This is a genomic window from Inquilinus sp. 2KB_23 (assembly GCF_052115705.1).
Taxonomy (GTDB): Bacteria; Pseudomonadota; Alphaproteobacteria; order DSM-16000; family Inquilinaceae; genus Inquilinus; species Inquilinus ginsengisoli_A.
Window position 1 is genome coordinate 252694 of record NZ_JBFRHF010000004.1, and the last position, 22901, is coordinate 275594.

Below are 22901 nucleotides of genomic sequence, written 5' to 3' on the forward strand. Positions count from 1 at the left end.
GCAAGGCGCGATGGGGCAGGGCGATTCGACATCGGTGCAGGGCGCGGCCGCCTTCGGCAAGGCAATGGCGGTGCTGCAGGCGGTGGCCGATGCGCCCGACCCGGTCTCGGTCGCCGAGATCGCCCGCGCCACCGGCCTGCCGCGCCCGACCGCGCACCGCATCGTCGCCGCGCTGGCGGCCGAGGGCATGGTGTTCGAGACCCCGCGCGGCGGCGCCTTCGGCCTCGGCCCGCGGCTGATGGCGCTGGCCGGGCGCGCCTGGGACCGGTTCGAGCTGCGCCACCTTGCGGCGGCCGAACTGGCAGGGCTGCGCGACGCCACCGGCGAGACCGTGCATCTCGCCGTCCGCAGCGGCGCCGAGATGATCGTCGTCGACAAGCTGGAAAGCCCGCAGGCGGTGCGCATGGCCTCGCGCATCGGCACCCGCATGCCGCTGCATTCCAGCTCGGTCGGCAAGGCCTGGATGGCCGCCCTGGCTCCCGCCGAGGCGGCGGCGCTGCTGCCGCGGCTCGACCTGGTGGCGATGACGCCGCACACCCTGACCACGCTGCCGGCGCTGCAGGCCGAGATCGACCGCATCCGGGCCCGCGGCTACGCCACCGACGCCGAGGAGAACGAGACCGACATCTGGTGTTACGGCGCGGCGATCGCGGCGCCGGGGGGCGGGGCGATCGGCTGCGTCAGCGTCAGCATCCCGAAATACCGTGCCGCCACCGACGATCCCGACCGCTACACCGGGCCGCTGCTGGCCTGCTGCCGCCGCATCGCCGCCCTGGTGGCGGACGGGGTACGCTGAGGCGGATGCACGCGGCGTGTAAATCTGGTCTTGCCTCCTGCGCCCGGAACTCCGATATAGGGCGCGGGAGATCGGCGGTGGACGTGTCCCTCGCCAACCCGGTCAGATCCGGAAGGAAGCAGCCGTAACGAGTTTCGATGCGGGTCGCTTGCCGGTCTCCCACCTTCCCCGCGCTCCACGATCATTCATCGCCTCATGGCGATGCTTCGGCCTTTCGACCGCCGGCTCCATTCCCTATGATCGCGCGCCATGAGCGATGACGCAGCCCTGCCCCTGATCGACACGCCGCAGCCGGCCAAGCCGGCGGCCTATCGCGTGCTCGCCCGCAAGTACCGCCCGACCACCTTCGCCGACATGATCGGCCAGGACGCGCTGGTGCGCACCCTGACCAACGCCATCGCCTCGGGACGGCTGGCCCATGCCTTCGTGCTGACCGGGGTGCGCGGCGTCGGCAAGACCACCACGGCGCGGATCCTGGCGCGGGCGCTGAACTGCATCGGGCCGGACGGCAAGGGCGGGCCGACCGCGGATCCCTGCGGCGTGTGCGAGCCGTGCCGCACCATCCTGGCCGACCGCAATGTCGATGTGATGGAGATGGACGCCGCCAGCCGCACCGGCGTCGACGACATCCGCGAGATCATCGACGGGGTGCGGTACGGGCCGGTGTCGTCGCGGTACAAGGTGTACATCATCGACGAAGTGCACATGCTCTCCAAGAACGCCTTCAACGCGCTGCTGAAGACGTTGGAGGAGCCGCCGCCGCATGTGAAGTTCGTGTTCGCCACCACCGAGATCCGCAAGGTGCCGGTGACGGTGCTGTCGCGCTGCCAGCGCTTCGACCTGCGCCGCATCGGCGCCGACCAGCTGCAGGCCTATTTCGGCGAGATCCTGGACAAGGAAGGCGTGGCGGCGGAGCCGGAGGCGGTGGGCATGATCGCGCGGGCCGCCGACGGGTCGGCGCGCGACGGGCTGTCGCTGCTGGACCAGGCCATCGCCCAGGGCACTCCGGTCGGCGACAAGCCGTTCATCGCCGCGGCGCGGGTGCGCGAGATGCTGGGCCTGGCCGACCGCTCCAGCGTGGTCGACATCCTGGATGCCGCCTTCGCCGGCGACGGCCCGCGCATGCTCGACGGGCTGGAGGCGGCGCGCCGGGCCGGGGCCGACCCCCAGGCGGTGCTGGGCGACCTGCTCGACTTCGTCCATTTCGTCACCCGGGCCCGGATGGTGCCGGCGGTGCTGGAGGATGCGGCGGTGCCGGAGGTCGAGCGCCTGCGCGGCGGCGCCCTGGCCGAGAAGCTGTCGCTGCCGGCCCTGACCCGGGCCTGGCAGACCCTGCTGAAGGGGGCGGGGGAGGTGCAGGCGGCGCCGAACGCGCAGGCGGCGCTGGAAATGGTTCTGATCCGCCTTCTCTATATGAGCGATCTGCCCAGCCCAAGCGAGCTGATCCGCCGCTTCGGTGATCTGCAGAGCCAGGGCGTCGTGACGCCGGCGCCGTCGCCAGGCCCCGGCGGCGGGGCGCGGATGGCGGCGGGGGGCGGACTGACCCTGGTGGCGAGCGAGCCGGCCCCGGTGGTCATGGCGGCGTCGAATCCGGTGCCGGTCCAGGCCCCCGCCCTGGTCGTGGTCCCGGCCGCGCCCAAGCCGGTGCTGCGCGCGGCGCCGAAGAGCTTCGACGAGCTGGTGCAGATCGCCGCCGCCCGCGACGTGGTGCTGCACGGCCAGCTGATGAGCGCGGTGCATCTGGTGCATTTCGAGCCGGGACGGCTGGAGTTCCGGCCGCATGAATCGGCGCCGCCCGATCTCGCCAGCCGGCTCGGCACCGCGCTGCGCGACTGGACCGGCGAGCGCTGGGTGGTCGACATCTCGGGCTCCGACGGCGCGCCGACCATGACCCAGCAGGCGCGCACCGATCGCGAGAACGCCCTGGCCCAGGCGGCCGAGCACCCGATGGTCAAGGCGGTGCTGTCGGCCTTCCCCGGCGCCGTGATCCGCGACCTGCGCAACCCGCTGGAACAGGATGACGGGACGATCCCGGGGTCCGAACCGATTTCCGCCCCCGATGAAGAGGAGCCGCGAGAGGCATGAAGAATCTCGGACAGATGATGAAGCAGGCGCAGGAAATGCAGGCCAAGATGGCCGAGATGCAGGGGCGCCTGGGCGAGATCGAAGTCCCGGGCCAGGCCGGCGCCGGGATGATTTCGGTGGTGCTGAACGGCAAGGGCGAGCTGCGCTCGCTCAAGATCGATCCCGCGCTGGTCGACCCGGCCGAGGTCGAGGTGCTGGAGGATCTGATCGTCGCCGCCTTCAGCGACGCCAAGGGCAAGGTCGAGGCCGCGGTGCAGGAAGAGACCTCGAAGCTGATGGGCGGCCTGAAGCTGCCGCCGGGAATGAAGCTGCCGTTCTGAGCGGTTCCGCCCGCTTTTCCTTTCCGTCATGCCACGGCTTGACCGTGGCATCCAGGGGCGGCCGGAGCAGCTCTTGGTGGCCCCCTGGATTGCCCGGTCAAGCCGGGCAATGACAGTTTGAGAAGACACTCCGAGCCCTGATGCCTCTTCGCCTCGCCTATATGGGCACGCCGGATTTCGCGGTGCCCGCGCTGCTCGCCCTGATCGATGCCGGGCATGAGATTGCGGCCGTCTACAGCCAGCCGCCGCGCCCCGCCGGCCGCGGCCACAAGCTGCAGCCCTCGCCGGTGCAGCGCGCGGCGGAGGAGCGGGGCCTGCCGGTCCGCCATCCCGTCACCCTGCGCACGCCGGAGGCCCAGGCGGAGTTCGCGGCGCTGGGCCTCGACGCCGCGGTGGTCGCCGCCTACGGGCTGATCCTGCCCCGCCCGGTGCTGGACGCGCCGCGGCTCGGCTGCTTCAACATCCACGCCTCGCTGCTGCCGCGCTGGCGCGGCGCCGCGCCGATCCACCGCGCCATCCTGGAGGGCGATGCCGAGACCGGCGTCACCATCATGCGGATGGAGGCCGGGCTGGACACCGGCCCGATGCTGCTGGCCGAGCGCGTGGCGATCGGGCCGCAGACCGCGACGCCGGAGCTGCACGACGCGCTCGCCGCCCTCGGGGCCCGGCTGATCGTGCCGGCGATCGCCGATGTGGCCGGGGGCCGGGCGGTCGAGACGCCGCAGCCGGAGCAGGGCGTTACCTACGCCGCCAAGATCGGGCCGGAGGATGGCCGCATCGCCTGGGCCGACGCGGCCGTGGTCGACCGCCAGGTGCGGGCGCTGACGCCGAAGCCGGGCGCCTGGTTCGAGCATGCGGGCGAGCGCATCAAGGTGCTGGCGGCGGCGCCGGTGGCGGGCCGGGGAGAGCCCGGCACGGTGCTGGACGACCAGCTTACCGTCGCCTGCGGCCAGGGCGCCATCCGCCTGGTCCGGCTGCAGCGCCCGGGCAAGGCGCCGGTCGCGGTGCGCGACCTGCTGAACGGCTTCCCGATCCCGCCGGGCACCCGGTTCGGGATGGTCTGAGGCGGCGCATGGCGCGGTTCAAGCTCACCATCGAATATGACGGGCGCCCCTTCGTCGGCTGGCAGCGCCAGGCCAACGGCCTGTCGGTGCAGCAGGCGCTGGAGGAGGCGATCTTCAAGTTCTGCGGCGAGGACGTCCGCACCACCGCCGCCGGCCGCACCGATGCCGGGGTGCACGCGGCGGGGCAGGTGGCGCATGTCGACATCGCCAGGCCGACCATGCCCGACACGGTGCGCGACGCGGTCAACCAGCACCTCAAGCCGCTGCCGATCGCGATCCTGGAGGCGGAGCTGGTCGACGACAGCTTCAACGCCCGGATGTCGGCGGTGCAGCGCGCTTATCGCTACCGCATCGTCAACCGCCGCGCGCCCCTGGCGCTGGAGGCCGGGCGGGCCTGGCAGGTGATGCGGCCGCTCGACGCCGCGGCGATGCACGCGGCGGCGCAGCACCTGGTCGGGCACCACGACTTCACCAGCTTCCGCGCCGCCGAATGCCAGGCCAAATCGCCGGTGAAGACGATCGACCGGCTGGACGTGATCCGCCGCGGCGACGCGGTCGAGATCGAGGCCGAGGCGCGGTCCTTCCTGCACCACCAGATCCGCAACATCGCCGGCACGCTGAAGCTGGTGGGCGAGGGCAAGCGCCCGCCCGGCTGGGTGGCCGAGGCGCTGGCCGCCCGCGACCGCGCCGCCGCCGGCCCCACCGCGCCGCCCGACGGGCTGTGCTTCCTGTGGGTGCGCTACATCGCGGCCTGAGCGATCACGTCGACCCAGGTGCCCAGCAGGTAGGACAGCACCGCGTCGAACACCACCAGCCCGGCGGCGATCGGGACATCGACCTCGACCGCGGTGCGCAGCACGAAGCCCTCGTAGAGATAGCAGGCGACCGCCACCGCGACGCTGGCGATGAGGCCGAGCACGCTGGGGAACAGGCCTGCGACGGTGAGCAGCGTCAGCAAGAGCTGGACCAGGGTGATCAGCAGCAGCGCCCAGTTGTAGGCCACGATCGCCTGGGGCAGGCGTGGGCCCCGGTTGAGCTGCGGCAGGATCCAGGTCATGGCGGCCGGCATCAGCGCCCAGCCGGCGATGAAGCCCAGGGTTTCGATCAGCAGCGGACCGGGCTGCAGCAGCAGCGGCCATTTCTCGCCCAGCAGGAAGGCCTGGATGACCATGTAGGGCGGGAAGGCCAGCGCCGCGGCGACGAAGCTCTTCGCCGCGCCGTCCGGCGAGACGTCGAACATCGCCATGCCGCTGGTGTCGCGCCGCGCCAAGCGCCAGGCGCCCCAGACGCCGCGGATGATGTCGCCGGAAGAGACGGCCATGGCTCAGCCCCTCTCCGGGAAGCTGTCCTCGATCACCGCCCGGTAGATCCGGGTCAGCGTCTCGATCTCCTCGACCGGCACGTTCTCGTCGGTCTTGTGGATGGTGGCGTTGACCAGGCCGAGTTCGACCACCGGGGCATGATCCTTGACGAAGCGGGCATCGGAGGTACCGCCCGAGGTGCTGAAGGCCGGGCGCCGCCCGGTCACCCGCTCGACCGCGCCGGCGACGCGACCGGTCAGCTCGCCCGGCGCGGTCAGGAAGCTGTCGGCCCCGTGGCGCAGGTCGAGGGTGTAATCGCCGCCGACCGCGTCGAAGCGGTCGCGCAGCCAGGCGCCCAGGCTGTCCGCCGTCCAGGTGTCGTTGAACCGGATGTTGAACACGGCGCGGCCCTCGGCCGGGATCACATTGGTGGCGGGGTTGCCGACATCGATGGTGGTGACGGCCAGGGTCGACGGGTCGAAATGTGTGCTGCCGCCGTCGATCTCCGGCCCCGGGGCCTCAGGCCCTCCCGGGCTCAACGCCGCCAGCATCCGCACCAGCCGGGGCAGGGGGTTGTCGGCCTTGTGGGGATAGGCGACATGGCCCTGGGCGCCGCGCACGGTCAGCCGGCCGGTCAGGCTGCCGCGCCGGCCGATCTTCATGGTGTCGCCGACCGTCTCGCTGCTGCTCGGCTCGCCCACGATGCAGGCGTCGATGGTCTCGCCACGCGACGCCAGGGCCTGCAGCACCTTCACCGTGCCGTTGATCGCCTCGGCTTCCTCGTCGCCGGTGATCAGCAGGCTGATCGATCCGCCGAACGCGGACCCGCGTTCGGCGATGAAGCGTCCGGCGGCGGCGGCGAAGGCAGCGACCGCGCTCTTCATGTCGCAGGCGCCGCGGCCCCAGATCCGGCCTTCTTCGATGCGGCCCTCGAAGGGCGGGAAGCGCCAGCGGGATTCGTCGCCCGGCGGCACCACGTCGGTGTGGCCGGCGAAGCAGAGATGCGGGCCCCCGGTGCCGATCCGGGCGTAGAGATTGTCGATCGGCGCCGTCCCCGGCGCCTCGAACCGCATCCGCTCGCAGCGGAAGCCCAGCGGCGCCAGCGCCGCCTCCAGCGCCGCCAGCGCCCCGTCATCGGCAGGGGTAACGCTGCGGCAGCGGATCAGGGCCTGGGTCAGGGCGACGGGATCGGGGACGGGCATGGCTCTGGACGTCTCTGTCGAAGCTCGAAAGGCTCCCCCCGGTCTGTCATGCCCGGGCTTGGCCCACAGGTCTCAATTTTCAATGTCATGCCACGGCTTGACCGTGGCATCCAGGGGCGGCCAGAGCGGGCCTTGGTGGCCCCTGGATTGCCCGGTCAAGCCGGGCAATGACATTGAAAATTTTGCATTCCCTCGACCACCGTCAGTCGCGCAGCAGCTCGTTGATCGAGGTCTTGGCCCGGGTGCGCTCGTCCACCCGCTTGACGATGACGGCGCAGGACAGCGACGGGCCCGGCGACCCGTCGGCCAGCGGCTTGCCCGGCAGGGCGCCCGGTACCACCACGGAATAGGACGGCACCCGGCCATAGCTGACGGTGCCGGTCTCGCGGTCGACGATCTTGGTGGTGGCGCTCAGGAACACGCCCATCGACAGCACCGCGCCGCGCTCGACGATCACGCCCTCGACCACCTCGGACCGGGCGCCGATGAAGCAGTCGTCCTCGATGATCACGGGGTTGGCCTGCAGCGGCTCCAGCACGCCGCCGATGCCGACGCCGCCCGAGAGGTGGCAGTTCTTGCCGATCTGGGCGCAGGATCCGACGGTGGCCCAGGTGTCGACCATGGTGCCGCTGTCCACCCGGGCGCCGACATTGACGAAGCTCGGCATCAGGACGACGCCCGGCGCGATGTAGGCGCTGCGGCGGACGACCGCGCCCGGCACGCTGCGGAAGCCGGCCTCGCGGAAGCGGTTCTCGCCCCAGCCCAGGGTCTTCGGCGCCACCTTGTCGTACCACACGGCGCCGCCCGGGCCGCCCTCGACGATCTGGCTGTCGGACAGGCGGAACGACATCAGCACCGCCATCTTCAGCCATTGATGGGCGTGCCATGCGCCGTCGACCTTCTCGGCGACGCGCAGCGTGCCGGAATCGAGGCCTTCCAACACCGCCTCGACGGCGTCGCGGATCGGGCCCCGGGTGGCGGGGGTCAGGCTGTCGCGGCCGGCCCAGGCCTGCTCGATGGTGGTCTTCAGCGCGATGTCGGTCATGACAAGGGTTCGGCAGTCTTACATGGCGGGGACCGCACGATGGGGCGCCCCCGTCGGCCTTGTCAACGTCGCCCTCAGACTAGGTATCATGCCGATGTGTCGCCGCTGCGGTCCAGCCGGCAGCCGTCGATTCGCCAGCTGCCGTCGGGCTGCCGCTCCATGAAGTATTCGGCGATGACGGGCACCCCGTCCGGCCCGACGAACAGCACCTTCTGCACGATCCGGCCCCCGGTGGTCACCAGCTCGCGGAAATCCACCGACCGCGGCCGGTAGACCGCGGGATAGCCGGTCCGGACCATGCCCAGGAAGTTGTCCGCCGTGCCGAACATGTGCTGGATGTTCGTGCTGGCGTAGCCGAAGGCCTCGGCGGCGCGGTCGCCCTGGAAGGCGTCCAGCTGTTTCCGGATGATGCCGACGATGGCCTGCTTGTCGGCGTCGCCGGGCATGGCCTGCGCCAGCGCCGGCGGGGCGAACAGGAGAAGCAGGATAAGGACGCGCCCGAGGGCGCCGAGCACCAGCCGCATGACAACCTCCCCAGCCGTGTACCCGGCTCTACGAGAGAGATGGCCCCGGCGGATGTGGCGGCAAGCCGGCGCAGGCGGCCTGGCCCTGCGCATGTGCGGGGCGCATGACTCGCTACATGTCGGATCGATGAAAATGGGGCTTGCAATCGGGGGCGGGCATCGACTAGGTTCCGCCCGCTTGCAGACGGGGCGCCGCAAACGCCCCGCAGAACGCGCCCGTAGCTCAATTGGATAGAGCATCTGACTACGGATCAGAAGGCTAGGAGTTCGAATCTCTTCGGGCGCGCCATTCTCTGCAAGTCTCCCCCGGGAAGCCGCTACCGCCGCGTAGCGGCTTTTGCTTTTGGGGCCGGTGTCGGCCGGCCACCCATCCGCGTCACGGCAGCCAGGGATTGAGCGTGCGGACGCCGGTGGGGTCGAAATCCGCCGTGTTCCGGGTGACCACGGTCAGGCCGTGGACGAGCGCGGTGGCGGCGATGAGGCCATCGCGGATCGGCCTGGGATCGGGGACATGGAGGGTGGCGTTGCGGCGGGCCGCCGCGGTGTCCAGGTCAGCGGCTTCCAGCGCCTGAAAACCGCCCATGTATTCCTTGGACCCCAGGTGTGGCCCGTCGGTGATGAGCGCCTCACCGCCGGGCTGCGCCCGCAGCGATCTCGTGTTGCTTGCCGCGAGTTCGGCCAGATCGGCAGAGGCAGGTGGTGTTGTATGAGCAGATCTAAGCCCGCGGAGAGCGCCGGCTTCGTCCTGACCGGAGGCGTTCGCCATGATCCTGATCGGCCAATATGATTCGCCCTTCGTCCGCCGCGTCGGCATCGCCCTGACGCTGTACGGCCTGCCGTTCGAGCACCGGCCGTGGTCGGTGTTCGGCGACCCGGAGAAGATCCGGCCCTACAACCCGCTGCTGCGGGTGCCGACGCTGGTGCTGGACGGCGGCGAAGTGCTGATCGAGAGCCACAGCATCATTGACCATCTCGACAGCCTGGTGCCCGCCGAACGCGCGCTGTTCCCGCGTGGCGAGCCGGCCCGGCGCCAGGCGCTGAAGGTCGCGGCCCTGGCGACCGGGGCGGCGGAAAAGGCGGTCAGCCTGTTCTATGAGCTGCGGTTGCATCGCGAGGTGTCCGATGTCTGGGTCTCGCGCTGCGGCGCCCAGATCGCCGAGGCCCTGGCGGTGCTCGAGGCCGATCGCGCCGGCAGGGCCGGCGACCACTGGTTCGGCGACCGCATCGGCCATGCCGACATCGCCGTGGCCACGATGCTGCGCTTCCTGGCCGAGGCCCATCCCGGCCTGGTGCCGATGGCGGGCTTCCCGGCCCTGGCCGCCCATGCCGCGCGGCTGGAGCTGCTGCCGGCCTTCCAGGCGATCCAGCAGCCCTTCATCCCGCCAGCATAAGGGGCCGCCGCGGTTCCCCGTGGCGGCTCCTTCGTCACAAAATGCTTTAAGTATAAAACAATTCGGCTTAAGCTCCCTGCCATGGGGCCGGGACCGCGACCTCCGGCCTTCGCAGGGAGACGGACTGATGCGGATCACGGTTGTCGGCGGCGGCCCCGGCGGTCTGTACTTCGCCCTTCTGACCAAGAAGGCGCGGCCGGACTGGCAGGTCGCGGTGCATGAGCAGAACCGCGCCGACGACACCTTCGGCTTCGGCGTCGTGTTCTCCGACGACACGCTGGACGAGTTCCTGTCGCGCGACCCCGAATCCTACGAGCGCATCCGCGACCGCTTTGCCTATTGGGACGATGTCGCCATCCACTACCGGGGCGAGACCATCCGCTGCGGCGGCAACGGCTTCTGCGGCACCTCGCGGATGACGCTGCTGCAGATCCTGCAGGGCCGTTGCCGCGAGGTCGGGGTCGAGCTGTCCTTCGCCGAGCGGATCGACCCGGCGACGCTGGTCGAGCGCTTCGCCGATTCCGACGTGATCGTCGCCGCCGACGGCATCAACTCGCCGATCCGCGGGCATTTCCGCGACGCCTTCCAGCCCGAGGTCTCGCTCAAGGCCAACCGCTTCTGCTGGATGGGCTCGACCCGGCCGATGGGCGAGTTCAACTACTTCTTCCGCCAGACCGAACACGGCGTGATCTGCGCCCACACCTACCAGTACGAAAGCGGCGACGGGGCCGGCCGGTCGACCTGGGTGTTCGAGATGGACGAGGCCTGCTGGCAGGGCCACGGCTTCACCGAGGCCGACGAGGAGGGATCGCGCGACCGGCTGGCCGCGATCTTCGCCGAGGAGCTGGAGGGCCATCCGCTGCTGCTGAACCGGTCGATGTGGCGGCGCTTCCCGCGGATCTTCTGCGAGCGCTGGTCGCATGGGAACATCGTGCTGCTGGGCGACGCCAAGGCCTCGGCCCATTTCTCGATCGGCTCCGGCACCAAGCTGGCGATGGAATGCGCCATCGCTTTGTCGGATGCGGTGGTGGCCCAGGCCGAGACCAGCGTGCCGGACGCCTTCGCCGCCTATGACCGCGCCCGTCGCACCCCGTGCCAGGTCACCCAGCACAATGCCGACGTGTCGCTGGCTTGGTTCGAGCACATGAACCGGTCCTTCGACATGGACCCGATGCAGTTCGCCATGGTGGTGATGTGCCGGGCCAAGTCGATCACCTATGACAACCTCCGCATCCGCGATCCGGAGTTCGTGCGCCGGGCCGACGACGCCTTCTACGACCGGCTGCTGCGCGAGACCGGCGACGATTACCGCCGCAGCCGGCCGACGCCGATGTTCACCCGCTTCCGCCTGCGCGGCATGGAGCTGAACAACCGGGTGGTGATGGCGCCGATGGCGCAGTATTCGGCCGATGCCGAGGGCAACCTGACCGATTGGCATTTCGTGCACTACGCCTCGCACGCCGTCGGCGGCATGGGGCTGATGTTCGTCGAGATGACCTGCCCGTCGCCCGACGCGCGGATCAGCCTGGGCTGCCCCGGCCTGTGGACCGACGCGCAGGAGGCGCAGTGGACCCGGCTGGTCGATTTCGTCCACGGCAGCACCGAGGCGAAGATCGCGATGCAGCTCGGCCATTCCGGGCGCAAGGGGGCGACCCAGCTGGGCTGGGAGAAGGCCGACCATCCGATCGTGGATGCCGGGGCCGGCTGGCCGGTGGTCTCGGCCTCGCCGCTGCCCTGGCTCGACGGCATCAGCCCGGTGCCGAAGGAGATCGACCGCGCCGACATGGACCGGATCACCGCCGAGTTCGTGCGGGCGACGCAGCGGGCGGCGCGGGCCGGCTTCGACCATCTCGAGCTTCACTGCGCCCATGGCTACCTGTTCGCCTCTTTCCTGTCGCCGCTGACCAACACGCGGACGGACGGCTATGGCGGGTCGGTCGAGAACCGGCTGCGCTATCCCTTGGAGGTGTTCCGGGCGATGCGGGCGGCGTGGCCGGAAGACCGGCCGATGTCGGTCCGCATCTCCGCCACCGACTGGAAGGAGGGCGGCATCACCGAGGCCGACGTCTTCGCCATCACCGAGGCCTTCCGCGACGCCGGCTGCGACCTGATCAACGTCTCGGCCGGCCAGACCGTGGCGGACCAGGAGCCGGTCTATGGCCGCATGTTCCAGGTCCAGTTCGCCGAGGCCATCCGCAACGTGCCGAAGATCGCGACCATGGCGGTCGGCGCCATCACCGAGGCCGGCCAGATCAACACCATCCTGCACACGCGGCGCGCCGATCTGGTGGCCCTCGGCCGGCCGCATCTGTGGAACCCGGCCTTCACGCGCCAGGCCGAGGCCTGGTACGGCACCAAGACCCAGGCCTGGCCGAAGCCCTACTGGCCCGGCCGCGACCAAGCCTTCCGGGAAGTGTCGAAGGCGGCCGAGAAGCAGGCCGAGTTGCAGGTGAAGGCCCGGCCGCGGCGGCACGCTCGGTAGCGGACGAGTCCCTTAACCTGTCATTGCCCGGCTTGACCGGGCAATCCAGGGCCACCAAGAGCCGCTCTGGCCGCCCCTGGATGCCACCCCTCGGACTTGATCCGGGAGCAAGCCGTGGCATGACAAAAAGGGGCAGGGGCTCATGCTCTTCGATCAATGAATGCAGTTGCACATGACTCGCATCACCTGCAAGCGGGCTTGACGGCGCCTCGCTTCAGGAGAAGCATGCATTTGCAGATATATTGATTTCGATGCGGACGGCGCGCCGCACCCGGCCGGAGAGCCGGGGCGGCCGGCGCCGGTCCTCTGGGGGGCTAAACTATGGCCGAACGGTCATTTGCGCGGGAGGTCGAGGATCTCAAGCTCGGCCAGGGCCAGGTGTTCCGCGGCGAGGGCATCCTCGCCATCACCAAGGCACTGCTGCAGTCCGGCGTGTCCTATGTCGGCGGCTACCAGGGCGCGCCGATCTCGCATCTGATGGATGTGCTGGCCGACGCCAAGGACGTGCTCGACGACCTCGGCGTCCATTTCGAATCCTCGGCGTCGGAGGCGGCGGCCGCGGCCATGCTGTCGGCCTCGGTGATGTATCCGGTGCGCGGCGCCGTGACCTGGAAGTCGACCGCCGGCACCAATGTCGCCTCGGACGCCCTGTCCAACCTGGCCTCGGGCGGCGTCACCGGCGGCGCGCTGATCGTGATCGGCGAGGATTACGGCGAAGGCTCCTCGATCATGCAGGAGCGCAGCCACGCCTTCGCGATGAAGTCGCAGATCTGGCTGCTCGACCCGCGGCCGAACCTGGAGTCGATCGTGCGGGCGGTCGAACAGGGTTTCGAGCTGTCCGAGGCGTCGAACACGCCCGTGATGCTGGAGGTGCGCATCCGCACCTGCCATGTCCACGGCCAGTTCGCGGCCAAGGACAACCGACGGCCCGCCACCACGCTGCGCCAGGCGCTGGAGAACCCGAAGCGCGACACCAGCCGGATCGTGCTGCCGCCCGCCTCGTTCCTGCATGAGAAGGAGAAGCTGGAGCGGCGCTGGCCGGCCGCGGTCGAATACATCAAGGCGCACAAGCTGAACGAGGTCTTCGGCCCGGCGCAGGGCGATGTCGGCATCATCCTGCAGGGCGGCATGTTCAACAACGTGCTGCGCGCGCTGCAACTGCTGGGCCTGGCCGATGTCTACGGCAACTCGGCGGTGCCGCTCTACGTGCTCAACGTCACCTATCCCCTGATCGACGAGGAGGTGGCGGAGTTCTGCGAAGGCAAGAAGGCGGTGCTGATGGTGGAGGAGGGGGCGCCGGAGTTCATCGAGCAGGCGCTGAACACCCTGCTGCGCCGCCGCGACATCCAGACCCGGATCGCCGGCAAGGACATGCTGCCGATGGGCGGCGAATACACCGCGCCGGTCCTGGTCAAGGGCATCGCCGGCTTCCTGGAGCTGCATGACCCGGTGCTGCTGGGCAACCGGCCGCCGCTGCCCGACCCGTCACCGGTGCTGAACCACCCGAAGGTCAAGGCGCTGGCCGAGGTGGTGCCGGCGCGGCCGCCCGGCTTCTGCACCGGCTGCCCGGAACGGCCGATCTTCGCCGCGATGAAGCTGGTGGAGAAGGAACTGGGGCCGCACCACGTCTCGGCCGATATCGGCTGCCACCTGTTCTCGATCCTGCCGCCGTTCAACATCGGCGCCACCACCATGGGCTATGGCCTGGGTCCGGCCTCCGCCTCGGCCTTCAACGTCGAATCCGACAAGCGGTCGATCTCGGTGATGGGCGATGGCGGCTTCTGGCACAACGGCCTGGCCAGCTCGGTCGGCAACGCCGTGTTCAACAAGCAGGACGGCGTCATCCTGGTGGTCGACAACTACTACTCCGCCGCCACCGGCGGGCAGGACATCCTGTCCTCGCGCGCCGACAACCCCGGCCGGGCCACCCAGAACTCGATCGTCGACGCGGTGAAGGGCGTCGGCGCCAGATGGGTCCGGCACATCGACCGCACCTACGACGTCGCCCGCATGCGCGACACGCTGCGCGAAGCGCTGACCACCGCGGCCAAGGGGCCGAAGATCATCGTCGCCTCCTCGGAATGCATGCTGAACAAGCAGCGCCGGGTGAAGCCGGCCCTGGCCAAGGCGGTGCAGGAAGGCAAGCGGGTGGTGAAGCAGCGCTTCGGCGTCGACGAGGATGTCTGCACCGGCGACCATGCCTGCATCCGCCTGTCCGGCTGCCCCTCGCTGTCGGTCAAGCAGACCGACGACCCGCTGAAGGACGACCCGGTCGCGGCGATCGACGACAGCTGCGTCGGCTGCGGCAATTGCGGCGAGGTGTCAGAGGCAGCGGTGCTGTGCCCGTCCTTCTACCGCGCCGACATCATCCAGAACCCGACCTGGTTCGACCGCACCCTGGCCAAAATCCGCGGCGCCGTGATCGGCGCGCTGCAGCGGCGCCGGGCGCGGCATCGCCTGGCGTTCGACGTATGAGCGGCGCCGAGACCAAGGCCCGGCTGTCGACCGACAAGCCGCTGTCGGTGGCGATCCTGGCGATGGGCGGGCAGGGCGGCGGCGTGCTGGCCGACTGGATCGTAGCACTCGCCGAACAGCAGGGCTGGGTGGCGCAGTCCAGCTCCGTCCCCGGCGTGGCCCAGCGCACCGGCGCCACCATCTACTATCTCGAGCTGCTGCCGGCGAAGGACGGGCAGGCGCCCGTCCTGTCGCTGATGCCGACCCCCGGCGACGTCGACATCGTCATCGCCGCCGAGCTGATGGAGGCCGGCCGGTCGGTGCTGCGCGGGCTGGTGACGCCGGATAAGACGGTCCTGGTGGCCTCGACCCATCGGTCCTATGCGGTGGTGGAGAAGCAGGCCCCGGGCGACGGCATCGGCGATCCCGTCACGGTGATCGACGCCACCGAATTCGCCGCCCGCCGCACCATCGCCTTCGACATGCAGGCGGTGGCCGAGAAGGCCGGCAGCGTGGTCTCGGCCGTGCTGTTCGGCGCCCTGGCGGCGGCCGAGGCGCTGCCCTTCGACCGTGCCGCCTTCGAGGCCGCGGTGAGGGCCGGCGGCAAGGGCGTCGAGCCCAGCCTGCGTGCCTTCGCCGCCGGCTTCGCCCGCGCCGTCGAGGCCCCGCACGAACCGGTGGCCAAGGCCCCGGCGAAGCGCCTGCCGGGCCTGCCCGGGCCGACCGGCCATGCCGAGCTCGACCGGCTGGTCGGGCGGATCCGGGACGAGCTGCCGCCGGCGGCCCATGCCATGGCCTTCGCCGGCATCCGCCAGCTGGTCGACTTCCAGGACCCGGCCTATGCCGCCGCCTATCTGGACGAGCTCCGCCGCTTGCGGGCGGCTGATGAGACTGCCGGCGGCGCGGCCCGCGACTTCGCCTTCCTGCAGGCCTGCGCCAAGTATCTCGCCGTGGCCCTGGCCTATGACGATGTCATCCGCGTCGCCGACCTGAAGACCCGCGGCAGCCGCTTCGACCGGGTGAAGGCCGAAGTCGGCTTCAAGCCCGGCCAGGTCGTCACCACCACCGAATTCATGCATCCGCGCTTCGAGGAGGTGGCCGGCACCCTGCCGCGGCGGCTCGGCCTCTGGCTCGAACGCCATCCCGGCGTGTTCCGCACCTTCGGGCCCCGGCTCGACCGCGGCCGGCGGGTGCGCACCGGCACGATCGGCTGGTTCCTGGCGCTGTACCTGCTGGGCGGCCTGCGCCGCATCCGCCGCTCCACCCTGCGCCACGCCCGCGAGATGGCGCATCTCCAGGCCTGGCTGGCCACGGCCGAGGCGGCGCTGGCCCGGGACTACGAGCTGGCGGTCGAGATCGTCGGCTGCCGACGGCTGGTGAAGGGCTATTCCGACACCCATGCCCGCGGCGCCTCGAAATTCGACCGGGTGCTGGCGGCCCTGCCCATGCTGCAGGGCCGGGCAGACGCGGCGGCGTGGCTGGGGCGGCTGAAGCAGGCGGCGCTGCTGGACGAGGAGGGTACCGCCCTGGACGGCGCGCTGAAGACCATCGCCAGCTTCGCCGGCGAGGCGGCTCCTGCCGGCTTCGCCGGCGACGCCGGGGGGAGGGCGGCTTGACCGGGCCGCGCGACAGCACCGGCGTCCTGCACCGCCCCGATCCCGGTCCGGACAAGGGCGCGGCGCGCCCGACCATGGGCGAGATCGGGCTGAACCACTTCGCGCCCTATCTGATGAACCGGGTGATCGCGCGCTGGAACGCCAACCTGGCCGAGGCGCTGAAGGGCCACGACGTCAGCACGGCAAAGATGCGGGTGCTGGCGGTGCTCAGCGTCACCGGCGGGTTGACCATCAACGAGCTGTCGGTGTTCGCGGTCACCGAGCCCTCGACCATGAGCCGCACCCTCGACGCCATGGAGGGGCAGGGGCTGATCCGACGCGAGCAGCGGGCCGGCGACCTCCGGGTGCGCGAGATCTCGATCACCGAGGAGGGGCGGCGCCTGTTCGACCTGCTGTGGCCAACGATGCACGACATGTTCGGCCAGATGTTCGAAGGCGTCGGCGAGGCCGAGTACCAGGGTTTCATCGCTACCCTGCGCAAGGTTCTGCTCAACATCCGCCAGCATCAGATCTGAGGGCGGGCCGGAATCCGTCCAGGCGCGTTACCCTTGAGATGACAGAAGCACCAACCTTCATCGGCACGGCGGGGTGGAGCGTGCCGTCGCGCTACGCCGACCGGTTTCCGGCCGAGGGCTCGCATCTCGAGCGCTATGCGCAGCGGCTGAACGCGGTCGAGATCAACACCTCCTTCTACCGCCCGCATCGCCGGACCACCTATGAGCGCTGGGCGGCCAGCGTGCCCGAGGATTTCCGCTTCGCGGTGAAGCTGCCGCGGACCCTCACCCATGAGCGCCGGCTGGTGGATGGCGAGGACCTGATCGACCGTTTCGCGGCCGAGGTCGGAGGGCTGGGCGCGAAGCTCGGGGGCCTGCTGGTCCAGCTGCCGCCCAGCCTGCCGTTCAAGGCCGATGCGGTCGGGGCCTTCTTCACCGCCCTGCGTCGCCGAATCGATGCGCCGACGGCCTGCGAGCCGCGCCACCCCAGCTGGTTCGTGCCGGAAGCGGAGGCGCGGCTTGCGGCGTTGGAGGTCGCCCGGGTCGCCGCCGACCCGCCCCGTGCCGCAGGGGCGGACCAACCGGGCGGCTGGGGCGGGCTGGTCTATTATCGGCTGCACGGATCGCCGCAAATCTACGTCTCGGACTACGACGACACCTTGCTTGCCACGATGCGGCGGCGGCTGGCCGGGCATCGCCAAGCGGGCATCCCCGCCTGGTGCATTTTCGACAACACCGCGGCCTTCGCCGCGCTGGGCAACGCGCTCACGGTCGCGGGCCGGTAGCCGCCTCCGCTACCGCGTTCGGGGCCGGATTCACCGCCTCCGCCTCCACCAGGTAGCGGTAGGGGCCCGGGGTGGTGGCGTTGAACGGCCAGCAGGTGGCCAGCACCAGGTTGCGGCCGGGGGCCTGGGGATCGATGCCCGAGACGTCCCAGGTCGCCACCCGCGTGCCGGTCACCCGGAAGGCCACGCGGCGGCCGTCGCGGCGGGTGACATCGATCTCGTCGCCGACCTTCACATCCGCCAGGAAGCGGAAATGGGTGTCGCGATGGGCGGCATAGACGGCGGTGCCGGGTTCGCCGGCCTCCGGCGTGTCCTCGACATGGCCGGGGCCGAAGGCCAGGGCCTGGCCGCTGCTGCCGGCCAGGGCGATGGCGCTCTTCTCCAGCCGCGGTAGGTCGATCCGCGCCACCGGCCAGGTGTCGGCCCAGGGCCAGGGCTTGGCCGCCTCGCCGGTCGCCAGGGTCTCGGCGAAGGCGCGGTCGAGCAGGAACTGGGCCAGCGTCGCCTTGGCGTGGATCCAGACGCCCTGGCCGGCCAGGCCCAGCCCGGCCAGGATCAGCAGCAGGGCGATGACCCGCAGCCGGGGCCGGCCCCGCGGGCGCGGCTGGCGCTGCGGCCGGGCCTGGCGCTGCCCGGCCAGGGGGTGGGACAGCGGCAGGGTCGCGCTCATGCCCGGCCTCCCGTCGACCGGCGGCTGAACCGGAAGACGGCCAGGCCGGCGAGCAGCAGCAGGGCGCCGGCCAGGATCCGCAGTTCGGCATCGGTCGCGGTCACCGGCAGCACGACCTCCTCGACCGGCGTCGGCTTGTGGGCCGCCGCGGGTTCGGTGGACCGGGCCGCGGCGGGCAGCAGCAGCGCGGCCTCGCGGAACTCGGCGGGCGGCGAAGCCTTGTCCGCGCCGAACACCTTTTCGAAATCCCAGCCCGAGGGCAGGTTCAGCGGGATGTCGCTGCGGCTCAGCGGTGCCCCGTCCGGCCGGCGCGGGGTCTTGTCGACCGCGACCAGGCTGGTCAGCCGGGTCACCAGGTGGTGCTGCAGCGCCAGGGCCAGGATGCGTTCGTCGGCCTGCTCCGGCGTGATCTGGCGCAGGGTCTGCGCCACCTCGGCGTCGGCGATCTTGCGCCGGGCCCACAGCTTCGACAGCCCGGCGCCTTCGGCCGCCTGCGCCACCGGCAGGGTGACGGTCCAGGGCCGGTCGCCGATCATGCCCTTGATCTCGATGGTGCCGGACAGCGTGGCAAGCTTCGCCGCCAGCACCACCGGCTCGCCGCGATACAGGTCGGGCAGGCTCTCCGGCGTCACATCCGCGTCGCCGGCCGAGACCCGGGCCGACAGGTTGGTGACGACGGGGCTCTCCAGCTTCTCGAACAGGCTGCGCATCCGCTCCTCGACCTGCTCGGTCGACCCGATCTGGGTGAAGGTGCCGCGGCCCAGCTCGGCGGCGCGGTTCATCAGGTAGGAGTTGGGGGCCGAGCCGATGCCGACCATGAACACGCGCGACCGGCCGCGCAGAGCGCTGATGGTGTCGAACAGCTGCTGCTCGTCGCCGATCGCGCCATCGGTCAGGAACACCACCTGGCGCAGCCGGGCCGCCCCATCGGTGCTGCGATCGGCCAGGGCCGCCCGCATCGCCGGCACCATCTCGGTGCCGCCCGACGCCTGCAGGCCCGAGACGAAGCCGCGGGCGGTGCCGATATGCTCGGCGTCGGCCGGCACCGCGTCCGGGAACAGCACGTCCAGCGTGTCGTCGAAGCGCACCACGTTGAAGCGGTCGGCGGGGGACAGCCGGCCGAGGGCGTAGAGCAGGCTGGCCTTGGCCTGGGCCATCGAGGTGCCGCCCATCGAGCCGGAATTGTCGATGACGAAGACGACGTCGCGCGGCCGCTTGTCCTCCGCCTGGGCCAGGGCCGGCGGGGTGACGAAGGCCAGCAGGTAGTCGTCGCCGGCCACGGTCTCACGGAACAGCCCGACCGAGGGCGCGGTGCCGGCGGCCGGCGTCCAGCTCAGCTCGAAATCGCGGTTGGCGGGCACCGGGCCCTTCATCCGGATGACGCGGCTGTCCGGGCCTGGCGCATCGATGTCGACGGCATGGTTGGCGCTGACCACCTCGCCCAGCGGGAAGCCGGCCTGCAACCGCACCGTCAGCGTCACCGGGTTCAGCGGAGCGCTGCGGCGCGGATCCGCCACCGGCGGGGTGATGCGGTCGCGGTCCGGCACCGGGTCGGCGGTCCGGCCCCAGCCGTTGCCGCCGGGCGCAAGGTCGACCGTCTGCGCCACCGGCGCCGGGCTGTAGCGCGGCGCCACCACCAGCGGCACGCGCAGCGAGAACGCGCTGCCCGACTGGTGCACGCTCTCCTGGTACTCGATCTGGATCATCACGGTCTCGCCCGGGCCGACATTGGCGACCGAGGTGGTGAACAGGTTCGGCCGCTCCTCCTCGACCAGGCCGGCGGTCTGGCCGGCCTGCTTCGCCGCCTCATAGGTCCGGCGCGCCTCCTCGCGGGCGGCGATGTCGCCGGTGATGACGCGATCGCCGACCACCATCTTCAGCGTGTCGACCGCCCCGTCCTCCGGCAGCGGATAGACGTAGACGGCCTCGACCCAGCCATCGGTCGGGTTCTGGAACAGCTGGGTGACGCGGGCCCGCGCCGTCGGGCCGCTGACCGTCAGGTCGACATCGGTGCCCAGGCGCGGCGCCTCGACATAGCGGCCCTTCTCGGTGGCGCGGAACAGCAGCGAGCCGGATTGCATCTCACCCGGTGTCACCAGGCTGGGCCCGATCTCGGCCCGCGCCGGGTGCCCTGCGACCAGCAGCGTCGCCACCGCCAGCAGGACAGACAGCAGCAGCAGCGGTGCGGCGTGGCCGAACAGGGCCTGGAAAGACGGCCACAGACCTGTGGTCGTCGCTTGCGTCGTTGGTGCCATGAAACCCTCCTGAACCCCTGTCCTCCTCCCCGGAGGCCGTGGTCTTTTGTCGGTCCGGCGGGCTTTGTCCGGCCACGGTGATGATCCGGCTTGTTCGGCAGGGCGTGGTCGGGATAGGTCTTGCTCCGCACCGTGCTGTGCGGATCGGTGCGGATTTGTCCGGAGGAGGGCGGTTTGGTCGGCTTGTCGACGCACGCGGCGGACCACGAGCTGTCGGAGGAGCAGAGCCACGCCGTCGCCGCCCTGGTGCGGGAGGAGCTGGCGCGCCGCCGCATCTCGCGCCAGTTCCTGGCCGACCAGGCGAAGATCAGCATCTCGACGCTGGAGAAGGCGCTGTCCGGACGCCGGCCCTTCACCCTGGCCACGCTGATCCGGCTGGAGGAGGCGCTGGGCGTCAAGCTGCGGCACGCCGAGCCGCGCCCGGCCGCCCCCGTCGCCGCCGTGCCGCCGCCCCCGCCGGTCGGGGTGGCGCCGGCGGATCTCGGCTATTATGTGCGGCCGGCGGTGTCCTGGATCGAAGGCGTGTACCTGACGCTGCGGCCGTCCTTCGGCGACCGCAGCGCGATCTACGCCTACCGCACCGAGGTGTTCTGGGACGATGCGGCCTCGCACCTGTCGTTCCGGGAATCCGAGCGGGTCGACGCCGCCTTCACCCAGCACGGCGCGATCTCGATCCCGAACCAGTCCGGCCACATCTACCTGGTCACCAACACCCATGGGCAGTACCGGCTGGCGATCGTCGGCCGCCCGACCATCGCCGGCGAGATGCACGGCATCCTGACCACGCTGCAGGCCGGGCCGGGATCGCAGCTGACGCCGGTGGCGGCGCCGATCGTGTTCGTGCCGATGGCAGCGGCGGGCGCGGCGGAATTCGGCCGCATCTCCGCCGGCCACGCCTGCCATCCGCGCTACCGCGACTATCTCCGGCGCACGGTGGAGGAGCCGTTCGCGCGGTTCCTGCCGATCGTGGGCGACTGAGGGCTGTCTAGTCCGAGATCAGGCCATAGGATTCGAGTAGCTGCAGGCCGAGCCGCTGCGGCTCCGGCGGCGCCACGCAGCGCGCGCTCACATCCCGGCCATAGGCCTTGAAGCTGGGCAGCTCGGTCAGGGCGGCGGCGTCGTCGGCCCGGGTGTTGACGAACAGGTGCATCCATTCGTCCCCGTCGCGGAACAGCAGGTAGGCGATGCCGTCCGGCCGCACGGCCCGCAGCTCGGCGAACACCGCCCGGGCCAGGGCCTCGTTCTCGGCGGCGTGCTCCGGCCTGGTCGTGTAGCGCACCAAAGTCAGCCTCTGCATGGTCTGGTCCTTCCGTCGGGCGGCGCGCAGGATGCGCGCCATCGGGTCCAGGACGCCCGGGCGGGCCGGAAGGATTCCCGCCGGAACTATTTTCGCGGCGGCGCATCCTTCGGCCGATGTCCGGCGTCTCAGGGCCGGGGCTCCGTCACCCGGCGGAGCCGAACGGGAAGGGGCGGGCATGCCCGATGGAAGCTCGGAGGCCTTCGGCCGGCTGATGGCGGAGCTGCGGCCGCGCCTGCATCGCTACTGCGCCCGCATGGTCGGATCGGCGATCGACGGCGAGGATGTGGTGCAGGAGGCGCTGGCCAAGGCGGCGGAGGCGTTCCCGGCCGCCGGGCCGATCGAACGGCCGGACAGCTGGCTGTTCCGCATCGCCCACAACGCGGCGCTCGACGCCCTGCGGCGCCGCCGACGGCGGGCGGAGATCGGGTCCGATGTCGCTCTGGCCGGGCTGGCGGAAGCCGGTGCCGGCGCCGATGCCCGGGTGGCGGCGACCGCCAGCCTGGCGACCCTGCTGCACCTGCCCGTGGCGCAGCGGTCGAGCTTGGTGCTGATCGACGTGCTCGGCCATTCCCTGGTTGAGACGGCCGACATCCTCGGCCTCAGCGTCCCTGCGGTGAAGGCGGCGCTGCACCGTGCCCGTGTCCGGCTGAAGGGGCTCGCCGACGCCCCCGAGGCGCCGGCACCTGTGCTGGCGGTGGCGGATCGGGCCCGGCTGCGCGCTTACGCCGACCGGTTCAACGCCCGCGACTTCGAAGCCCTGCGCGACCTGCTGGCCGAGGATGTGCGGCTCGAGCTGGTCAATCGAACCCGCCTGGCTGGTCGGGAGGTCTCGACCTATTTCGGCCGCTACGCCGCGGTCTCCGACTGGCATCTCTCGCCCGGCCTGGCGGAAGGCCGTCCGGCGCTGCTGGTCGGCGATCCGGCCGATCCAGCGGGCGCCGTCCGCTATGTGATCCTGCTCGGCTGGGCCGATGGGCGGATCGCGACGATCCGCGACTTCCGCCATGCGGCCTATGCGACCGAGGGCATGGTCCTGTCGCGTCTCTAGACCGAACCTCCGCCCACCGGCGTTTGCGGTCATCGGCCTCCGTCCTATGATCGTCGGAGCGGCGCCCGA

At 71.1% G+C, this 22901-nt stretch carries 21 protein-coding genes, 1 tRNA gene and 1 other RNA gene; 15 read left to right on the forward strand and 8 right to left on the reverse strand.

The genetic code is table 11. From position 1 onward, the window contains the following. Positions 1-10: 10 nt before the first annotated feature. From AB4112_RS07130 to truA, 6 genes are all read left to right on the forward strand, one after another. Complete coding sequence (locus AB4112_RS07130) at positions 11-796, forward strand: IclR family transcriptional regulator (protein ID WP_309792647.1); 786 nt, start codon at positions 11-13, stop codon at positions 794-796. A 68-nt stretch (positions 797-864) separates the two neighbouring features. Further along, positions 865-957, forward strand: an RNA gene (gene ffs / locus AB4112_RS07135) — signal recognition particle sRNA small type. A gap of 88 nt (positions 958-1045) precedes the next feature. Continuing rightward, positions 1046-2881 (forward strand): DNA polymerase III subunit gamma/tau, encoded by a 1836-nt coding sequence (locus tag AB4112_RS07140; RefSeq protein WP_441718138.1) that lies wholly within the window; start codon positions 1046-1048, stop codon positions 2879-2881. Beyond that, the gene (locus tag AB4112_RS07145; RefSeq protein ID WP_309792645.1) at positions 2878-3201 is read left to right on the forward strand and encodes a YbaB/EbfC family nucleoid-associated protein; all 324 of its coding nucleotides are present in this window, start codon (positions 2878-2880) and stop codon (positions 3199-3201) included. The genes AB4112_RS07140 and AB4112_RS07145 overlap by 4 nt, the downstream gene beginning before the upstream one ends. A gap of 140 nt (positions 3202-3341) precedes the next feature. After that, entirely contained in the window at positions 3342-4265 is a 924-nt protein-coding gene (gene fmt / locus AB4112_RS07150) for a methionyl-tRNA formyltransferase (protein ID WP_441718142.1), read from the forward strand. An 8-nt stretch (positions 4266-4273) separates the two neighbouring features. Further along, positions 4274-5020, forward strand: a complete 747-nt coding sequence (gene truA, locus AB4112_RS07155; RefSeq protein ID WP_441718144.1) for a tRNA pseudouridine(38-40) synthase TruA — start codon at positions 4274-4276, stop codon at positions 5018-5020. On the opposite strand, the gene AB4112_RS07160 is transcribed toward truA, so the two are convergent. The 4 genes from AB4112_RS07160 to AB4112_RS07175 form a co-directional block, all read right to left on the reverse strand. Then, positions 5005-5586, reverse strand: coding sequence for a hypothetical protein (locus AB4112_RS07160; protein ID WP_441718147.1), 582 nt, complete (start codon positions 5584-5586; stop codon positions 5005-5007). The genes truA and AB4112_RS07160 overlap by 16 nt on opposite strands. Before the next feature lie 3 nt (positions 5587-5589). Beyond that, entirely contained in the window at positions 5590-6768 is a 1179-nt protein-coding gene (gene dapE, locus AB4112_RS07165; protein ID WP_309792641.1) for a succinyl-diaminopimelate desuccinylase, read from the reverse strand. A gap of 202 nt (positions 6769-6970) precedes the next feature. Continuing rightward, entirely contained in the window at positions 6971-7813 is an 843-nt protein-coding gene (dapD, locus tag AB4112_RS07170) for a 2,3,4,5-tetrahydropyridine-2,6-dicarboxylate N-succinyltransferase (RefSeq protein ID WP_441718150.1), read from the reverse strand. 86 nt (positions 7814-7899) lie between these two features. Further along, positions 7900-8337, reverse strand: a complete 438-nt coding sequence (locus tag AB4112_RS07175) for a DUF4864 domain-containing protein (RefSeq protein ID WP_441718153.1) — start codon at positions 8335-8337, stop codon at positions 7900-7902. A gap of 212 nt (positions 8338-8549) precedes the next feature. On the opposite strand from AB4112_RS07175, the gene AB4112_RS07180 reads away from it, so the two are divergent. Next, positions 8550-8626 (forward strand) — tRNA-Arg (locus AB4112_RS07180). Between the two features lie 87 nt (positions 8627-8713). Here the strand turns inward: AB4112_RS07180 and AB4112_RS07185 are convergent. Next, the gene (locus tag AB4112_RS07185; protein WP_441718155.1) at positions 8714-9103 is read right to left on the reverse strand and encodes a hypothetical protein; all 390 of its coding nucleotides are present in this window, start codon (positions 9101-9103) and stop codon (positions 8714-8716) included. On the opposite strand from AB4112_RS07185, the gene AB4112_RS07190 reads away from it, so the two are divergent. The 6 genes from AB4112_RS07190 to AB4112_RS07215 all read left to right on the forward strand — a co-directional run bounded on the left by AB4112_RS07190 (position 9102) and on the right by AB4112_RS07215 (position 17559). Beyond that, positions 9102-9728: a glutathione S-transferase family protein gene (locus AB4112_RS07190; RefSeq protein WP_309792618.1), complete on the forward strand. Its 627-nt coding sequence runs from the start codon at positions 9102-9104 to the stop codon at positions 9726-9728. The genes AB4112_RS07185 and AB4112_RS07190 overlap by 2 nt on opposite strands. A gap of 127 nt (positions 9729-9855) precedes the next feature. Further along, positions 9856-12210: an oxidoreductase gene (locus tag AB4112_RS07195; RefSeq protein WP_441718158.1), complete on the forward strand. Its 2355-nt coding sequence runs from the start codon at positions 9856-9858 to the stop codon at positions 12208-12210. Positions 12211-12531: 321 nt separating this feature from the next. After that, positions 12532-14685 (forward strand): indolepyruvate ferredoxin oxidoreductase subunit alpha, encoded by a 2154-nt coding sequence (locus AB4112_RS07200; RefSeq protein WP_309792616.1) that lies wholly within the window; start codon positions 12532-12534, stop codon positions 14683-14685. Continuing rightward, on the forward strand, positions 14682-16280 hold the full coding sequence (locus AB4112_RS07205; RefSeq protein WP_309792615.1) for an indolepyruvate oxidoreductase subunit beta family protein: 1599 nt from the start codon (positions 14682-14684) through the stop codon (positions 16278-16280). The genes AB4112_RS07200 and AB4112_RS07205 overlap by 4 nt, the downstream gene beginning before the upstream one ends. Next, positions 16277-16795, forward strand: coding sequence for a MarR family winged helix-turn-helix transcriptional regulator (locus AB4112_RS07210; protein ID WP_309792614.1), 519 nt, complete (start codon positions 16277-16279; stop codon positions 16793-16795). Before AB4112_RS07205 ends, AB4112_RS07210 begins: the two co-directional genes overlap by 4 nt. Before the next feature lie 38 nt (positions 16796-16833). After that, positions 16834-17559 carry a DUF72 domain-containing protein gene (locus AB4112_RS07215; protein WP_309792613.1) on the forward strand — a complete coding sequence of 242 codons (726 nt, stop codon included), beginning with the start codon at positions 16834-16836 and terminating at the stop codon, positions 17557-17559. Here AB4112_RS07215 and AB4112_RS07220 read toward each other — a convergent pair. Further along, positions 17540-18229 carry a class GN sortase gene (locus AB4112_RS07220; RefSeq protein ID WP_309792612.1) on the reverse strand — a complete coding sequence of 230 codons (690 nt, stop codon included), beginning with the start codon at positions 18227-18229 and terminating at the stop codon, positions 17540-17542. The genes AB4112_RS07215 and AB4112_RS07220 overlap by 20 nt on opposite strands. Further along, the gene (locus AB4112_RS07225) at positions 18226-20484 is read right to left on the reverse strand and encodes a marine proteobacterial sortase target protein (protein WP_441718163.1); all 2259 of its coding nucleotides are present in this window, start codon (positions 20482-20484) and stop codon (positions 18226-18228) included. Before AB4112_RS07225 ends, AB4112_RS07220 begins: the two co-directional genes overlap by 4 nt. Before the next feature lie 183 nt (positions 20485-20667). On the opposite strand from AB4112_RS07225, the gene AB4112_RS07230 reads away from it, so the two are divergent. Continuing rightward, on the forward strand, positions 20668-21462 hold the full coding sequence (locus AB4112_RS07230; protein ID WP_309792610.1) for a helix-turn-helix domain-containing protein: 795 nt from the start codon (positions 20668-20670) through the stop codon (positions 21460-21462). Between the two features lie 7 nt (positions 21463-21469). Here the strand turns inward: AB4112_RS07230 and AB4112_RS07235 are convergent, their stop codons facing one another. Further along, complete coding sequence (locus tag AB4112_RS07235; protein ID WP_309792609.1) at positions 21470-21823, reverse strand: hypothetical protein; 354 nt, start codon at positions 21821-21823, stop codon at positions 21470-21472. Between the two features lie 136 nt (positions 21824-21959). On the opposite strand from AB4112_RS07235, the gene AB4112_RS07240 reads away from it, so the two are divergent. After that, the gene (locus AB4112_RS07240) at positions 21960-22832 is read left to right on the forward strand and encodes a sigma-70 family RNA polymerase sigma factor (protein ID WP_441718168.1); all 873 of its coding nucleotides are present in this window, start codon (positions 21960-21962) and stop codon (positions 22830-22832) included. Positions 22833-22901 lie beyond the last annotated feature (69 nt).

Bases quoted from the DNA above. Each gene is read 5' to 3' on its own strand.
- AB4112_RS07240 (WP_441718168.1), top strand. From the start codon at position 21,960: ATGCCCGATGGAAGCTCGGAGGCCTTCGGCCGGCTGATGGCGGAGCTG.
- dapE (WP_309792641.1), bottom strand. From the start codon at position 6,768: ATGCCCGTCCCCGATCCCGTCGCCCTGACCCAGGCCCTGATCCGCTGC.
- AB4112_RS07185 (WP_441718155.1), bottom strand. From the start codon at position 9,103: ATGGCGAACGCCTCCGGTCAGGACGAAGCCGGCGCTCTCCGCGGGCTT.
- AB4112_RS07160 (WP_441718147.1), bottom strand. From the start codon at position 5,586: ATGGCCGTCTCTTCCGGCGACATCATCCGCGGCGTCTGGGGCGCCTGG.
- fmt (WP_441718142.1), top strand. From the start codon at position 3,342: ATGCCTCTTCGCCTCGCCTATATGGGCACGCCGGATTTCGCGGTGCCC.
- AB4112_RS07235 (WP_309792609.1), bottom strand. From the start codon at position 21,823: ATGGCGCGCATCCTGCGCGCCGCCCGACGGAAGGACCAGACCATGCAG.
- AB4112_RS07145 (WP_309792645.1), top strand. From the start codon at position 2,878: ATGAAGAATCTCGGACAGATGATGAAGCAGGCGCAGGAAATGCAGGCC.
- AB4112_RS07215 (WP_309792613.1), top strand. From the start codon at position 16,834: ATGACAGAAGCACCAACCTTCATCGGCACGGCGGGGTGGAGCGTGCCG.
- AB4112_RS07200 (WP_309792616.1), top strand. From the start codon at position 12,532: ATGGCCGAACGGTCATTTGCGCGGGAGGTCGAGGATCTCAAGCTCGGC.
- AB4112_RS07220 (WP_309792612.1), bottom strand. From the start codon at position 18,229: ATGAGCGCGACCCTGCCGCTGTCCCACCCCCTGGCCGGGCAGCGCCAG.
- truA (WP_441718144.1), top strand. From the start codon at position 4,274: ATGGCGCGGTTCAAGCTCACCATCGAATATGACGGGCGCCCCTTCGTC.
- AB4112_RS07140 (WP_441718138.1), top strand. From the start codon at position 1,046: ATGAGCGATGACGCAGCCCTGCCCCTGATCGACACGCCGCAGCCGGCC.
- AB4112_RS07130 (WP_309792647.1), top strand. From the start codon at position 11: ATGGGGCAGGGCGATTCGACATCGGTGCAGGGCGCGGCCGCCTTCGGC.
- AB4112_RS07225 (WP_441718163.1), bottom strand. From the start codon at position 20,484: ATGGCACCAACGACGCAAGCGACGACCACAGGTCTGTGGCCGTCTTTC.
- dapD (WP_441718150.1), bottom strand. From the start codon at position 7,813: ATGACCGACATCGCGCTGAAGACCACCATCGAGCAGGCCTGGGCCGGC.
- AB4112_RS07205 (WP_309792615.1), top strand. From the start codon at position 14,682: ATGAGCGGCGCCGAGACCAAGGCCCGGCTGTCGACCGACAAGCCGCTG.
- AB4112_RS07175 (WP_441718153.1), bottom strand. From the start codon at position 8,337: ATGCGGCTGGTGCTCGGCGCCCTCGGGCGCGTCCTTATCCTGCTTCTC.
- AB4112_RS07195 (WP_441718158.1), top strand. From the start codon at position 9,856: ATGCGGATCACGGTTGTCGGCGGCGGCCCCGGCGGTCTGTACTTCGCC.
- AB4112_RS07190 (WP_309792618.1), top strand. From the start codon at position 9,102: ATGATCCTGATCGGCCAATATGATTCGCCCTTCGTCCGCCGCGTCGGC.